At 58.0% G+C, this 14,059-nt stretch carries 12 protein-coding genes; 4 read left to right on the plus strand and 8 right to left on the minus strand.

All coding sequences use genetic code 11. The annotated features are described in order from the left end of the window. Window positions 1-53 precede the first annotated feature (53 nt). The 4 genes from CGZ77_RS08385 to CGZ77_RS08400 all read left to right on the plus strand — a co-directional run bounded on the left by CGZ77_RS08385 (window position 54) and on the right by CGZ77_RS08400 (window position 4,695). The gene (locus CGZ77_RS08385; RefSeq protein WP_009425946.1) at window positions 54-377 is read left to right on the plus strand and encodes a cupin domain-containing protein; all 324 of its coding nucleotides are present in this window, start codon (window positions 54-56) and stop codon (window positions 375-377) included. 135 nt (window positions 378-512) lie between these two features. After that, entirely contained in the window at window positions 513-2,693 is a 2,181-nt protein-coding gene (gene tdfF, locus CGZ77_RS08390; protein WP_009425947.1) for a TonB-dependent iron piracy receptor TdfF, read from the plus strand. Window positions 2,694-2,928: 235 nt separating this feature from the next. After that, window positions 2,929-3,279, plus strand: coding sequence for a cupin domain-containing protein (locus tag CGZ77_RS08395; RefSeq protein ID WP_009425948.1), 351 nt, complete (start codon window positions 2,929-2,931; stop codon window positions 3,277-3,279). Between the two features lie 390 nt (window positions 3,280-3,669). Further along, window positions 3,670-4,695: an ABC transporter substrate-binding protein gene (locus tag CGZ77_RS08400; RefSeq protein WP_094031108.1), complete on the plus strand. Its 1,026-nt coding sequence runs from the start codon at window positions 3,670-3,672 to the stop codon at window positions 4,693-4,695. A 221-nt stretch (window positions 4,696-4,916) separates the two neighbouring features. On the opposite strand, the gene CGZ77_RS08405 is transcribed toward CGZ77_RS08400, so the two are convergent. From CGZ77_RS08405 to CGZ77_RS08440, 8 genes are all read right to left on the minus strand, one after another. After that, complete coding sequence (locus CGZ77_RS08405; RefSeq protein WP_009751874.1) at window positions 4,917-5,345, minus strand: molybdopterin-binding protein; 429 nt, start codon at window positions 5,343-5,345, stop codon at window positions 4,917-4,919. A gap of 168 nt (window positions 5,346-5,513) precedes the next feature. Then, complete coding sequence (locus CGZ77_RS08410; RefSeq protein WP_094031109.1) at window positions 5,514-6,122, minus strand: molybdenum cofactor guanylyltransferase; 609 nt, start codon at window positions 6,120-6,122, stop codon at window positions 5,514-5,516. Window positions 6,123-6,474: 352 nt separating this feature from the next. After that, on the minus strand, window positions 6,475-7,245 hold the full coding sequence (locus tag CGZ77_RS08415) for a hypothetical protein (protein ID WP_157058127.1): 771 nt from the start codon (window positions 7,243-7,245) through the stop codon (window positions 6,475-6,477). Window positions 7,246-7,295: 50 nt separating this feature from the next. Continuing rightward, window positions 7,296-7,817 carry a molybdenum cofactor biosynthesis protein B gene (moaB, locus tag CGZ77_RS08420; protein ID WP_009751870.1) on the minus strand — a complete coding sequence of 174 codons (522 nt, stop codon included), beginning with the start codon at window positions 7,815-7,817 and terminating at the stop codon, window positions 7,296-7,298. A 3-nt stretch (window positions 7,818-7,820) separates the two neighbouring features. Further along, a complete protein-coding gene (moaA, locus tag CGZ77_RS08425) occupies window positions 7,821-8,807 on the minus strand; it encodes a GTP 3',8-cyclase MoaA (RefSeq protein ID WP_009751869.1) in 987 nt (328 codons plus the stop codon). A 189-nt stretch (window positions 8,808-8,996) separates the two neighbouring features. After that, window positions 8,997-10,226, minus strand: a complete 1,230-nt coding sequence (glp, locus tag CGZ77_RS08430; RefSeq protein ID WP_009751868.1) for a gephyrin-like molybdotransferase Glp — start codon at window positions 10,224-10,226, stop codon at window positions 8,997-8,999. Window positions 10,227-10,951: 725 nt separating this feature from the next. Next, window positions 10,952-12,325 (minus strand): NarK family nitrate/nitrite MFS transporter, encoded by a 1,374-nt coding sequence (locus CGZ77_RS08435; protein ID WP_009751865.1) that lies wholly within the window; start codon window positions 12,323-12,325, stop codon window positions 10,952-10,954. Between the two features lie 146 nt (window positions 12,326-12,471). After that, complete coding sequence (locus tag CGZ77_RS08440) at window positions 12,472-13,719, minus strand: nitrate/nitrite transporter (protein WP_036496118.1); 1,248 nt, start codon at window positions 13,717-13,719, stop codon at window positions 12,472-12,474. Window positions 13,720-14,059 lie beyond the last annotated feature (340 nt).

Raw genomic sequence — 14,059 nt, forward strand, 5'->3', positions numbered from 1 at the left:
GAAACCAAAACGACAAACCGCATCGTAAACCACCCAACCCATAGGAGAACCCCATGCAAAACGAAACCATCAACCTGAAACAGCACCTTGCCGCCATCAAAGAATACTGGCAGCCCGAAATCATCAACCGCCACGGGTTCCAATTCCGCCTGGTCAAACTTTTGGGCGATTACGGCTGGCACACGCACGGATACAGCGACAAAGTGCTGTTTGCCGTGGAGGGCGATATGGCGGTGGACTTCGCCGACGGCGGCAGCATGACGATACGCGAGGGCGAGATGGCGGTCGTGCCGAAGTCGGTGTCGCACCGCCCGCGTTCGGAAAACGGCTGCTCGGTGGTGCTGATTGAGTTGCCCGACCCGTCCGAGGCCGTCTGAAAACGAAGTTTCCGAAGGAAGCTGAGTTTCTGCGAAGCTAAAACGAAGTTTCTGCGAAGCTAAAAGCAGCCTGCACCTTCAATCAATATGCCGAAAATACAACCCCACCGCACACCAACACACAAAGGAAACCCCATGACACGCTTCAAATACTCCCTGCTTTTTGCCGCCCTGCTGCCCGTGTACGCGCAGGCCGATGTTTCTGTTTCAGACGACCCCAAACCGCAGGAAAGCACCGAATTGCCGGCCATCACCGTTACCGCCGACCGCACCGCGAGTTCCAACGACGGCTACACCGTCTCCGGCACGCACACCCCGCTCGGGCTGCCCATGACCCTGCGCGAAATCCCGCAGAGCGTCAGCGTCATCACATCGCAACAAATGCGCGACCAAAACATCAAAACGCTCGACCGCGCCCTGTTGCAGGCGACCGGCACCAGCCGCCAGATTTACGGCTCCGACCGTGCGGGCTACAACTACCTGTTCGCGCGCGGCAGCCGCATCGCCAACTACCAAATCAACGGCATCCCCGTTGCCGATGCGCTGGCCGATACGGGCAATGCCAACACCGCCGCCTATGAGCGCGTGGAAGTCGTGCGCGGCGCGGCGGGGCTGCTGGACGGCACGGGCGAGCCTTCCGCCACCGTCAATCTGGTACGCAAACGCCCGACCCGCAATCCCTTGTTTGAAGTCCGCGCCGAAGCGGGCAACCGCAAACATTTCGGGCTGGGCGCGGACGTATCGGGCAGCATGAACGCCGAAGGCACGCTGCGCGGCCGCCTGGTTTCCACCTTCGGACGCGGCGACTCGTGGCGGCAGCGCGAACGCAGCCACGATGCCGAACTCTACGGCATTTTGGAATACGACATCGCACCGCAAACCCGCGTCCACGCAGGCATGGACTACCAGCAGGCGAAAGAAACCGCCGACGCGCCGCTCAGCTACGCCGTGTACGACAGCCAAGGTTATGCCACCGCCTTCGGCCCGAAAGACAACCCCGCCACAAATTGGGCGAACAGCCGCCACCGTGCGCTCAATCTGTTCGCCGGCATCGAACACCGCTTCAACCAAGACTGGAAACTCAAAGCCGAATACGACTACACCCGCAGCCGCTTCCGCCAGCCCTACGGCGTAGCAGGCGTGCTTTCCATCGACCACAACACCGCCGCCACCGACCTGATTCCCGGCTACTGGCACGCCGACCCGCGCACCCACAGTGCCAGCGTGTCATTGACCGGCAAATACCGCCTGTTCGGCCGCGAACACGATTTAATCGCGGGAATCAACGGCTACAAATACGCCAGCAACAAATACGGCGAACGCAGCATCATCCCCAACGCCATCCCCAACGCCTACGAATTTTCCCGCACGGGTGCCTACCCGCAGCCATCATCGTTTGCCCAAACCATTCCGCAATACGGCACCAGGCGGCAAATCGGCGGCTATCTCGCCACCCGCTTCCGCGCCGCCGACAACCTTTCGCTGATTTTGGGCGGACGATACACCCGTTACCGCACCGGTGGCAGCTACGACAGCCACACCGGCGGCATGCCCACCATCCGCGCCAACCGTTTCACCCCCTACACAGGCATCGTGTTCGACCTGACCGACAACCTGTCGCTTTACGGCTCGTACAGCAGCCTGTTCGTCCCGCAATCGCAAAAAGACGAACACGGCAGCTACCTGAAACCCGTAACCGGCAACAATCTGGAAGCCGGCATCAAAGGCGAATGGCTTGAAGGCCGTTTGAACGCGTCCGCCTCCGTGTACCGCGCCCGTAAAAACAACCTCGCCACCGCAGCAGGACGCGACCCGAGCGGCAACACCTACTACCGCGCCGCCAACCAAGCCAAAACCCACGGCTGGGAAATCGAAGTCGGCGGCCGCATCACGCCCGAATGGCAGATACAGGCAGGTTACAGCCAAAGCAAAACCCGCGACCAAGACGGCAGCCGCCTGAACCCCGACAGCGTGCCCGAACGCAGCTTCAAACTCTTCACCGCCTACCACTTCGCCCCCGAAGCCCCCAGCGGCTGGACAGTCGGCGCAGGCGTGCGCTGGCAGAGCGAAACCCACACCGACCCTGCCACGCTCCGCATCCCCAATCCCGCCGCCAAAGCCCGCGCCGCCGCTAACAGCCGCCAAAAAGCCTACGCCGTCGCCGACATCATGGCGCGTTACCGCTTCAATCCGCGCGCCGAACTGTCGCTGAACGTGGACAACCTGTTCAACAAACACTACCGCACCCAGCCCGACCGCCACAGCTACGGCGCACTGCGGACAGTGAACGCGGCGTTTACCTATCGGTTTAAATAAGGTCGTCTGAAAACGAAGTTTCCGAAGGAAGCTGAGTTTCTGCGAAGTTAAAAGCAGCCTGCATATTGGGAATGCTGCCAAAGCAAACCCGAGGTTTGCCGCCACCTCCCTAACCCTCTCCCACAGGGAGAGGGAATTGGTTGCTGAAAATACAACCACTGCGGAATTGCCGCCCATTTGCCACTTTCAGGCAGCCCGAAACAGAATTTTTACCTGCAACCAAAGGAAAACCATCATGAAAAACATCAAAATCCAACTTTTCGCCATCCTCATCAGCCTCTCTGCCGCAGCAGCACCCGCAGCAGAAACCGCCCAAGGCACGGGCAAAGTCTTTGAAGGTGAAAACTACACCGTCATCCGCGAAACCCTGCCCAAAGGCAAGGAAATCCCCCGCCACAACCACCCCGGCCACACCCTGCTGGTTACCCAAACCAAAGGCCGCTCGGTATTTTTGTTTGACGGCGGGAAAAGGCAGGAATTGCGGCCGGGCAGCGTCCTGAAGGCGGACGGCAGCGAATACGTCGCCATCAAAATAACCGCGGACAGCGAGTTTGTGATTGTGCTGGTGAAGGACGGGGCAAGGTAACGATATAAATGGTTTACTGCCCGAGACCTTTGCAAAACCTCAGATTTGAGCGCATCTCAAAAATAACATCGCATCATGCGCAGAGAATATTGAAATATTTTCAAGCATTAGAAAAGCGCATTGCGAAGAAATAGGCCAAAGATGAGGATTTTGCAAAGGTCTCAGGCAGCCTGAAGACGGGAAGGATGGTTTTCAGGCTGCCTTTGGTTTACGGGAGGAATGGGCGGACGGTGTGGTAGGGTGGGCACTTGTTGCCCACGCGTTCCGTATCCCAAGGTGGTTTGAAACCGCGTGGGCATAAATGCCCACCCTACGCGAAACCAACCTTTCAGGCTGCCTTTAAATCAGCCCAAACCCCATCCCCGCAACCTCAAAACAAGGAATCCCGCCATGTTACGACACCCCGTCAAAACCCTTGCCGCCGTCTTGATCGGCGCCACACTCGCCCTTGCGCCCGCCGACGCCCGCAGCGTGCGCGATATCAAAGGCAATGCCGTCGAGATTCCCGACCAAGTCAACCGCATTGCCGATTTGTGGCCGGCCAACAACCAAGTCGTGCTGCTGTTGGGCGGCGCGGACAAACTCGTCGGCACGGTCGAAGCCATCCACAAGCGCCCGTGGTTTGTCAAAGTCTATCCGCGCATCAAACAAGTGCCCTCGCTTAGCAACGGCTCGAGCGTGCAGAGCGAAGCCCTGCTCGCCGCCCGACCCGATGTGGTGCTGCTCTCCCAGCCCGCCATGCAGCAGCAGGTGAAGCAGGCCGGGCTGAAAACCGTGCTGGTCAATTTCCAAACTTATGACGGCCTGAAAAAAACCGTCAGCATCACCGCCGACGTCATCGGCGGCAAAGCACCGCAGATTGCCAAGCAGTACAACGCCGAGCTGGACGCCAATATCCGCCTGGTTTCCGAGCGCACCAAAGCCATTCCCGCCGCGCAAAAACTGCTGGTGCTGCATCTGTCCGACGGCAAAAACCTGCGCAAAATCGACGGCGGCCGCTCCATCGTCGGCGACTGGATCCGCATCGCCGGCGGCCGCGCCGCGCTGCCGGACACCGCCAATCTGGTCGAAGTGCCGATGGAAGAAATCGTCAAAGCCAACCCCGACATCATTATTATCGGCGGCCGCAACGCTGCAGAAGCCATCGCCAAAATCCGCAAAGACCCGGCATGGCAGAGCATTAAAGCGTTGAAAAACAATCGCCTGCACGCCAACCCCGGCGGCACTTTCGGCTGGGACCGCTACAGTGCCGAAGGCGCGCTGCAGGTGCTGTGGGCGGGTAAGCTGTTCCACCCCGAGCGCTTCCGCGACCTTGACCTGGCCGCCAAAACCCAGGCGTTTTACCAAAAATACTACCGCTACAATTTGAGCAAAAGCGACGCACAGCGGATTGTGGACGGTTTGGATCCGCAGTAGTCCGTTCGGGTAAAAGGTTTTCAGGCTGCTTTTCCGTGCGGGAAGACAGCCTGAAACTTTTGCCAAACCCGCAGACTGCTCCAAGCGGCACCATTCCCGCGCAGGCGGGAATGACGTTGCTTAGGGGGGCGCAATCAGCGTGTTGGCAAACTCAAAAATAAAAAAGGCCGTCTGAACCCGCAATCTGGTTCAGACGGCCTTTTCTTTTCAGATAAACCGCTTTAGGCCGGTACGCCCAAAATCACGCTGCCGGCTTTAAACAGCGCGGTGGCGGTTTGGCCGACCTGCAAATCCAGGCCGTCGGAGCTTTCGATGGTGATGCCCGCGATGATGAAGACGCCGCTGCCGAGGTCGATTTCCACCAAGGAATACACTGCGCCGCGGCTGATGTTGCTGATGGTACCGGTCAGGCGGTTGCGGGCGGAGAGTCTGATATGGGCGGCGTCGGTGGCGATGATAACGCTGGTGGATTTGATCAGGGCGACAACGGGTTTGCCTTCTTTGAGTTCGAGATATTCGCGGCTGTCGCAGGTAATGGTGGCGGCCAGTTCCTGGCCGCCATTCAGGGCGACGATGACTTCGTCGTTAACTGCGCCGTGTTTGATGGCTTTTACGGTGCCGACAAGCTGGTTACGCGCGCTGGTTTTCATGTGGAGTCCTTTATCGATATTTATATGAAATCATTAAAAAATATTTTACTTAAAACGGTCTTGGCGCCGCCTTGGCAAAAACGGGCGCCATCTTAGCCGAAGTGTGATTTTTTGTAAATTTGACCGAAAGAATTAGGGTCTATTTCAGCCCAAACGGCGGCGGCGCTTTCAGGCTGCCTGTTGCGCCTGCCACGCAGCCAGCGCGGCGGCAAATTCGGCAGGGGTGTTGAAATTGGCATAGGGCTGCCACGCCTCGGGCATGGCGGTGTCGCGGGCTTGAATTTGCGCCACCCAGCGCATTACGCGGCGGCTGCCGCCCTCGAGATAAGCGGCCAGGCCGTCTGAAAGGCACGACGGCCAGTAGGCCAAGAGCGGATAGGCGGTTTCGGGCGAGCGCAGCATCAATACGGTATCGCTGTGCGCCGCGCCCGCAGCGTTCAGACGGCCGATCATCGGTTCGGGCTTAATCAAAGTGTCGCAGGTCATTACAAAAATGCCCGCCAAACCCTGCCGCTGCGCTTGTTGCAGCGCCGACAACACGGCCGACAGCGGCCCTTGTTTGTCAGGCAAAGCATCGGGCAGGCGCACGGCGCGGGCAGGCGCGGGCAAACCGCTGCCGTCGTCGGCCAGCCACAGCAGGCGCTCGGGCGCGGTGTGCGCGGCAAGATAGTCGAGCAGCGTGCCGCCTGCTACGGGCAACAGGGCTTTGGGGCTGCCCATGCGCGAGCTTTGGCCGCCGCAGAGGATGAGGAGCGGGAGTTTTTCGGTGTCGGGCATGGTTTTTAGTGAAACGGGTTTTCAGGCTGCTTTGCGGCCGTCTGAAAAAGCAGCTTGAAAGCGGGAAACAAAAGTTTCAGCCGGTAGCTTGGGTCGAGACCCAACGGTTTTTGAAGCATAAGAAATGTTGGGTTTGACAACCCAAGCTACGCCGTCTGAAAACAATCAAAGCAGCCTGAAAACGGGTTTACGAGAGATGTAGGTCGGGCATTCATGCCCGACATTTGCTGGTTTTATTGTCCGTTTCTTGTCGGGCATAAATGCCCGACCTGAGGCTTAGGGTTTCAGGCTGCTTTAGACTGCGTTGGGTTGGGTAAGCTAAACTGTGCTTACGTAAATAGCAGTTACACGATTAATTAAAAAAAACTTCAAAGCGATCTACATCCCCACTAAAAGAAGGCTCTATTAACAAAGTAAGCTTTTTTCCTTTCCAGTAATAAGAATAGTCTCCGCTATATACGCCAATAGTTTTGGGCTTCAACCACGGTTTCCCGACAATCATGCTGTGCCTATATTCTTGTTCAGGCTGTGGAAGCATGCTGGGGAACTTATCCTGTGTCGATAAAATGGAACCAGGCAGTATCTCTCCTTGCGCTATCGGATTAACCGTCAGCCACAGCTTACCATTCTCCAACTTTTTGATAAGCACACCGATGTTTTTGCTTAATTTTGAGTATCTTGGAAGTTTGTGGGACTGCACCCTATCCCAAAACGAACTGCGTTTTTCATCTCTGAGATCGGTTACATAGATTCCCCAGGCATTCTCCAGCGCATCCGGCGGACTTTCAAACAGGCACGCGCTGTCTAAATTGCTGTAGAGCTGATACAGCAAATGCTCTGTGCTGCTTACCAAGGCGATATTTTTACAGCTGTGGGAAACTGCTGCCGCAGACCTGCCTTTTGCATCAGCCGCATGCGTGGCGAATAACAAAACCACAAACAGCGAATATATTTTCATGCTGTATTTTGTCATTACACAGACTCCAATTGATTGGTTTGAAAAAGAAAGCGCGGTTTCAGAACTGGTAGCTTGGGTCGAGACCCAACAGGTTTGGGAAGAAACGTAGGTCGGGCATTCATGCCCGACATTTGCCGGTTTTATTGTCCGTTTCTTGTCGGGCATAAATGCCCGACCTACGGCTGAAAATAATTAAAGCAGCCTGAAAACCTACCCTACTTACCCCACGTATTAAACACGCGCGTGAAGCCGCAGCTGTTGATGCGGGGGTCGAGTTGGGGGGCGATGACTTGTTCCCAGGCGGTGCGGCAGGCACCGGGGGAGCCGGGCAGGCAGAAAATCAGGGTGCGGTTGGCGATGCCGGCGATGGCGCGGGATTGGATGGTGGAAAGGCCGATTTCCTGCATGGAGACGGCGCGGAAGACTTCGCCGAAACCGGGGATGGCGCGGTCGAACAGGATTTCTACGGCGTCGGGCGTGATGTCGCGCTCGAACATGCCGGTGCCGCCGGTGATGAGCAAGACTTCGACGGCGGGGTCGGCGATGGCGGCGGAGGCGGCGGCGCGGATGTCGTATTTTTCGTCGCGGCAGATTTGGCGGCCTTGCAAAACGTGGCCGCTGCTTTGCAGGGCTTCGGCCAGATAGTCGCCGCTTTTGTCGTCGGCGGCTTTGCGGGTGTCGCTGGCGGTAAGGATGCGGATGTTTAGGGGGCGGAATTCGGGTGCGGCTTTGTGCATGGTTTAGCCTCCGGTCATGGACAGGTTGGTAATCAGGCCGACTTTTTTGTCGTGCAGGTAGTGGTGTTCGGGTTTTTGGGCGACGGTGTCGTACAGGTAGCGTTGCAGGCCGTCTGAATCTTGGTTTTTCAGGTAGTCGCGCAGGTCGTAGGCGATGCCGCCAAACAGGCACAGGTGCATTTTGCCTTGGGCGGTAACGCGCAGGCGGTTGCAGCTTTTGCAGAAGTCTTCGCTGTATGGGGCGATGAAGCCGATGCTGCCGGCAAAATCGCGGTGGAAGTATTCGCGGGCGGGGCCGGCGTGCGGCAGGCGCGGCATAAGCTGCCAGCCCTGCTCTTGCAGGCCGCGCTCGATTTTGGCGGCGGAAAGATGCTGGCTGTTGAAGAAACCGAGATTGTCACCGGTTTGCATCAGCTCGATAAAGCGCAGGGTTACAGGGCGGTGTTTAACAAAATCGAGCGCGTCGGCCAGGGTGCGTTCGGCGTAGCGGCGCAGCAATAGGGTGTTGATTTTTACGCCGTAAAAACCGCTCTCAAGGATGGCATCGAGGTCGCGCAGGATGTTGCTGCACTCGCGTTTGCCGGTAATTTCGTAAAACACTTCGGGGTCGAAGCTGTCGATGCTGATGTTGAGTTTGTCGAGACCGGCCGCGCGGTAGGCGGGAAAGAGTTTGCCAAGTCTAAATGCATTGGTAGTCAGGGCGACGTTTTCGATTTCGGGCGCGGCTTTGCAGGCGGCGATGATGTCGGCCAGGTCGCGGCGCAGGGTCGGCTCGCCGCCGGTGATGCGGATTTTGCGCGTGCCGCAGCGGGCAAAGGTGTTGACCAGCGTTTCGATTTCGGCGAGCGACATTTCGTCGGGCTTGGCTTTGCCCTGGTAGCCGTCGGGCAGGCAGTAGGTGCAGCGGTAGTTGCACAGGTCGGTAACGGACAGGCGCAAATAGCTCAGACGGCGGTTGAAGGGGTCGGTAAGCGGGGCGGTGTTGTTCATGGCGTGTCTCGGGGTGTGCGGGTGGGGTGGTTTGGGGTTTTCAGGCTGCTTTTTTTGTTTTTCAGACGGCCTTTTGCCGTTCTGCAAGCGGCTGTCGGATACAGGTATCCGAGCTACGGCTTTCAGGCTGCCCTGCCCTGTTTGGCAAAGCAGCCTGAAAGCCGGCGTATTGTAACCGCTCGGGCTGCTTTATAAAAACGCGCCGTCAAAGGGCTGAACGGTTACGCTTTCGCCTGCTTCCAAAGAGCCGCTTTCGGCGGGGATGACCAGATAGGCGTTGGCGCGGGAGACTTGCAGGATGCGGTGCGAGTCTTGGCTGCCGCAGGGACGGGCGTGCCATGTGCCATCGGTCTGGCGCTCGATGATGCCGCGCTGGATGTCGGTGCGGCTGTGGTTTTTGGTAACGGGCTCGCTCAATACGGCGTTAAAGCGCAGCGGTTGGGGAATGTCGGCCGCGCCGCAAATCTGCCACAGCGCGGCTTTAAGGAAGATGTCGAAGCCGACAAAGCCGGAAACGGGGTTGCCCGGCATTCCGAAAAACCAGGTTTTCATCATGCGGCCGAAGACGAAGGGTTTGCCGGGTTTGAGGGCGACTTTGTAGTGGTGGACGCTGCCGACGCGCTCGACGGCAGTGCGCATAAAGTCGTAATCGCCCACGGACACGCCGCCGGTGGTGATGAGTACGTCGGCGGTGCGGATGACTTCGTCGAACACGTGCAATACGTCTTCCAAATCGTCGCCCACCTGTTTGAAGTCGATGATTTCGACGGGCAGTTGCGAGAGACGGGCGGCGAGCATGGCGCGGTTGCTGTCGTAGATTTGGTCGGTGCGGCCGTTGTTGGGTTCGCCCGGCTCGCACAACTCGTCGCCGCTGGATAGCAGGGCGACGCGGATTTTGCGGCGCACGGGCACTTCGGCGTAGCCCAGCGCGGAGAGCAGCATCACGTCGGCTTCGCGCAGGATGCGTCCGGCGGTGAGTACGGTATCGCCTGCGGCGACTTCTTCGCCTTTGCGGCGGATGTTTGCGCCTTCGGCAACGTCTTTTTCAATGCGGATGCGGCCGTCTGAAAGGCTGACGTTTTCTTGGACAATCACGGTATTGCAGTCGTCGGGTACTACCGCGCCGGTCATAATCCGCACGCACGCGCCTTCCAAGAGGCAGCCTGAAAAGGCTTGTCCGGCCACCGATTCGCCTGTTACGTCCCATTCGCTGCCTGCGGCGGAAGCGGATTGCAGGGCGTAGCCGTCCATCGCGGAAATGTCGGCGGGCGGCAGATTAACAGGCGCGGTGATGTCTTCGGCGAGAATGCGGCCGACGGCGGCCACGGCGGGCACGGTTTCGGTTTCGACGGCAAGGGGGTGATCGGCGATTTTGTCGTGTATCAGGGTTTGCAGTTCGTGTACGGAAGTGAGTGCCATGATGGTGCTCCTTGGGGTTTGGTAATGGGTTTCAGGCCGGCTTTCTCGTGCGGCGGAAAAAGGCTGCCTGAAAAGCATCGGGCGGCTTTTTGGGGTTCAGACGGCCTTCAGGCGGCTTTTGTGCAGTCTGGCCGTCTGAAAACGGTGTTTTTTACTGTTGCATCATTCCCGCGCAGTCGCCGTAGGTCGGATTCTTGAATCCGACAAACATCCGCAATGACGGCTCTGATGCTTTCCCCTGCGGGGAAACGTCGGATTCAAGAATCCGACCTACGGTTTTCAGGCTGCTTTTGCGACGGTTCAGGCCGTCTGAAAAGCTGGTCGTGCAGCCTGAAAACGGTGTTGTCGCCGCTTCCGTCATTCCTGCGCCGGCGGGAATCTGGTTTGGGTTTCGGCAGCGGGTTTTCTCCAAGCGTTTCCGCATATCGGCCAAGATTCCCGCCTGCGCGGGAATGACGGCAGAAGGTAGGTTGGGTTGCCAAACCCAACTTGTTCAAACGTCAGAATATTGCCGCTGCATTTCCTTCCCCGCAAGCGGGAGAGAGAGCTTGGTTGCCGGCGGGTTTTAAGATTTCAGGCTGCCCTGTCATCGGGCAGGTTGGGTTGCCAAACCCAACATCTGCAAAAGTTTGGGCTGTCGGATTCGAGAATCCGACCTACGGGGTTTCAGGCTGCCTTTGTGGCGGTTCAGGCCGTCTGAAAGCGGTTTCAGACGGCCTTGTCGGTCAGCATTTGGCTTCGGCGTTTTTACGCAGATAGTACCACCAGTTGATGGCGGCGCAGACGGCGTAGAGGGCGATAAACGAATAGAGCGCGGCGTTGACGCTGCCGGTCATTTCGATGGATGTGCCGTAGCTTTTGGGGATGAAGAAGCCGCCGTAGCCTGCAAATGCGGCGGTGAAACCAATCACGGCTGCGGCTTCGCGGATGGCGTCTTTCTGCGCGGTTTCGTGGTCGGTTTCGCCCGCATCGGCGCGTTTTTTGTGGTAGATGTTGAAGATAATCGGGATTTGCATAAAGGTCGAGCCGTTGCCCAAGCCTGCCAGTGCAAACAGCAGGATGAAGCAGGCGAAGAAGCCCCAGAAGCTGCCGCCGTTGCCGGATGCGTCGGGCAGGAAGGAGAGTACGCCGAACACGCCGAGTATCATGCCGAGGAAGACGATGTTGGTAATCTTCGCGCCGCCAACTTTATCGGAAACCCAGCCGCCGAGCGGGCGCACGGCCGCGCCGATCAACGGGCCTAAAAAGGCGTATTGCAGGGGCATGCCGGGGAACAGGGTTTTGGTAAGCAGCGGAAAGCCTGCGGAAAAGCCGAGGAAGGAGCCGAAGCAGCCGAGATAGAGGATGCACATCAGCCAGTTGTGTTTGCGCTTGAAGATGCTGGCCTGGTCTTTGAAGCTGGCTTTTGCGCTGGCCAGATCGTTCATGCCGAACCAGGCGGCGATGGAGGAGGCGAGGATAAAGGGCACCCAGACGAAGCCGGCATTTTGCAGCCAGATTTGTTTGCCGCTGTCGGCCAATACTTGCGGGTTACCGCCGAGTGCGCCGAATATGCCTGCGGTGATGACGAGGGGGACGACAAACTGGACGGCGGATACGCCGAGGTTGCCCAAGCCTGCGTTCAACCCCAGTGCGGTGCCTTTTTCGGCGCGGGGGAAGAAGAAGCTGATGTTGGCCATGCTGGATGAGAAGTTGCCGCCGCCGAAGCCGCACAGCAGGGCAAGGATGATCATGGTGCTGTAACTGGTGGTGGGGTCTTGCACGGCGAAGCCGAGGCCGACGGCGGGCAGGAGCAGGCTGGCGGTGGAGATGGCCGTCCAGCGGCGGCCGCCGAAAATGGGCACCATAAAGGAGTAGATGGCGCGCAGGGTGGAGCCGGAAAGGGCGGGCACGGCGGCGAGCCAGAAGAGTTGGTTTTTGGTGAACTGGAAGCCGATGTTGGGCAGGTTGAGTGTGGCGACGCTCCATACCTGCCACATGGCAAAGGCAAGGAACAGGGCGGGGATGGAAATCCACAAATTGCGTTTGGCAATTTTTTTGCCGGTAGTGCGCCAGAATTCGGGATCTTCCGGCCGCCAGTCTTGAATAGGCTGGGACATAAGGTGCTCCTGTGCAGTAAAAGGGATAAGCGGTAGTGAAACGAAAAACCATCTTGCAACGGCGGCGTGTGCCAACCGTTTGCGTTTACTTAGCAAAACAGGCAGCCTGAAAAAGATCGGATATTTTTCAGGCTGCCTTGTGCCGTTTATTGGCCACGGTTGGGCTTAAATGAGAAGTGCATCCACACCAGCGACACGCATACGGTGCCGTAAAGCAGCATAAAGGCGGTGGAGCGGATGCCGGTGTAATCGAGCAGGATGCCGAACATAATCGGCAGCAGAAAGCCGCCCAAGCCGCCCGCCAGGCCGACCACGCCGGAGACTGCGCCAATGTTGTCGGGGTAGTCGTTGGCCACGAATTTGAACACCGAAGCCTTGCCCACCGCCATCGCAATTCCGGCGGTAAACATCAGTATTGTGAACACGGCCACATTCAGCCCGATATGGAAACTTTTCGCCCCCTGCGTGGTGGCGACCACAAAATCGGTTTGCGGGTAAGACAAAATAAAGAAACACACCCACAACACCCACATCACATACCAAGTAACTTTATACGCGCCGTATTTGTCGGACAGCCAGCCGCCCAGCGCGCGCAACACGCCGCCCGGCAGCGAGAAGCAGGCCGCCAACAGCGCGGCGGTTTGCAGGCTCATGCCGTATTCGCCAATGTAGTAGTGGGTCATCCACAGCGCGAGGCCGACGTAGCCGCCGAACACCACCGAGTAATACTGGCTGTAGCGCAGCACACCCGGGTCTTTCATCAACGCGAGCTGTTCTTTGATGCTCACTTTGGAATCGGTGAGGTGTTTGGGGTCGTGGTAGCTGGTAAACCAAAACAACACCGCCGTTGCCAGCATCAGCGCGGCATACACGTTGGGTACGATTTTCCACGCCGCTGCAGCCGCGCCTGCCGCTGCCGACCATGCGATTAACTGCGGCGCAATCAGCTTGGTGAGCGCACTGCCCGCGTTGCCCGCGCCAAAGATACCCATCGCCAAACCCTGCTGCTCTTTGGAAAACCAGCGGGCGACATAGGGCGTACCCACCGAAAACGAGCCGCCCGCCAAACCCATCACCAAGCCGATGGCGAGAAACTGCCAGTATTCGGTGGCATACTGCATCAGAAAAATAAACGGCACGCTCACCAGCATCAGCACAAACAGCACGATGCGGCCGCCGAATTTGTCGGTGAGAATCCCCAGCGGCACGCGCACCAGCGAGCCGGAAAGCACGGGGATGGCGGTAAGGATGCCGAACTGCGCTTCGCTCAAACCGAGCTGCTTCTGAATCGGCACGCCGATAACCGCCAGCATGATCCAAATCATAAAACACACGGTAAACGACACCGTGCTCGACACCAATACCGAATAGCGTTTGTAATTTTCGGATTTCATTTCCGCGTTCCTTTGCCTGCACGCAGCAGGAATATTTGAAAAATCATTATCTTGTCCGCACACATCGGGCTTTTCAGACGGCCTGAACCGGCGCGGAACCATAGCATTATTCTTATGCGGCGGCCTGCAAAAAAACAGTTCCACTAATACTGAAACGCGGCCATCTCAAAAAGAAGTGGACAGGCCGACTTTCGCAGGTAGGCAAAACTCAGCCGTTTTCCAAGTGCTGCCTAATCCTAAAGTATTAGTTTGAATGTCGGGCAACCCTGCCGCCGCCGCGCCCATACGGCCGCCAACGGCGAAAATGCCCGCGAAAACAAAGTAAAAGGCCGTCTGAAAA

This window comes from Neisseria sp. KEM232, assembly GCF_002237445.1.
Classification (GTDB): Bacteria; Pseudomonadota; Gammaproteobacteria; order Burkholderiales; family Neisseriaceae; genus Neisseria.

What these genes read in the sequence shown, in the direction of transcription:
- CGZ77_RS08440 (WP_036496118.1), bottom strand. Translation starts at nt 13,719, where the DNA reads ATGAAATCCGAAAATTACAAACGCTATTCGGTATTGGTGTCGAGCACG.
- tdfF (WP_009425947.1), top strand. Translation starts at nt 513, where the DNA reads ATGACACGCTTCAAATACTCCCTGCTTTTTGCCGCCCTGCTGCCCGTG.
- CGZ77_RS08385 (WP_009425946.1), top strand. Translation starts at nt 54, where the DNA reads ATGCAAAACGAAACCATCAACCTGAAACAGCACCTTGCCGCCATCAAA.
- CGZ77_RS08405 (WP_009751874.1), bottom strand. Translation starts at nt 5,345, where the DNA reads ATGAAAACCAGCGCGCGTAACCAGCTTGTCGGCACCGTAAAAGCCATC.
- CGZ77_RS08395 (WP_009425948.1), top strand. Translation starts at nt 2,929, where the DNA reads ATGAAAAACATCAAAATCCAACTTTTCGCCATCCTCATCAGCCTCTCT.
- moaB (WP_009751870.1), bottom strand. Translation starts at nt 7,817, where the DNA reads ATGCACAAAGCCGCACCCGAATTCCGCCCCCTAAACATCCGCATCCTT.
- moaA (WP_009751869.1), bottom strand. Translation starts at nt 8,807, where the DNA reads ATGAACAACACCGCCCCGCTTACCGACCCCTTCAACCGCCGTCTGAGC.
- CGZ77_RS08415 (WP_157058127.1), bottom strand. Translation starts at nt 7,245, where the DNA reads ATGCCCGACAAGAAACGGACAATAAAACCGGCAAATGTCGGGCATGAA.
- CGZ77_RS08435 (WP_009751865.1), bottom strand. Translation starts at nt 12,325, where the DNA reads ATGTCCCAGCCTATTCAAGACTGGCGGCCGGAAGATCCCGAATTCTGG.
- glp (WP_009751868.1), bottom strand. Translation starts at nt 10,226, where the DNA reads ATGGCACTCACTTCCGTACACGAACTGCAAACCCTGATACACGACAAA.
- CGZ77_RS08410 (WP_094031109.1), bottom strand. Translation starts at nt 6,122, where the DNA reads ATGCCCGACACCGAAAAACTCCCGCTCCTCATCCTCTGCGGCGGCCAA.
- CGZ77_RS08400 (WP_094031108.1), top strand. Translation starts at nt 3,670, where the DNA reads ATGTTACGACACCCCGTCAAAACCCTTGCCGCCGTCTTGATCGGCGCC.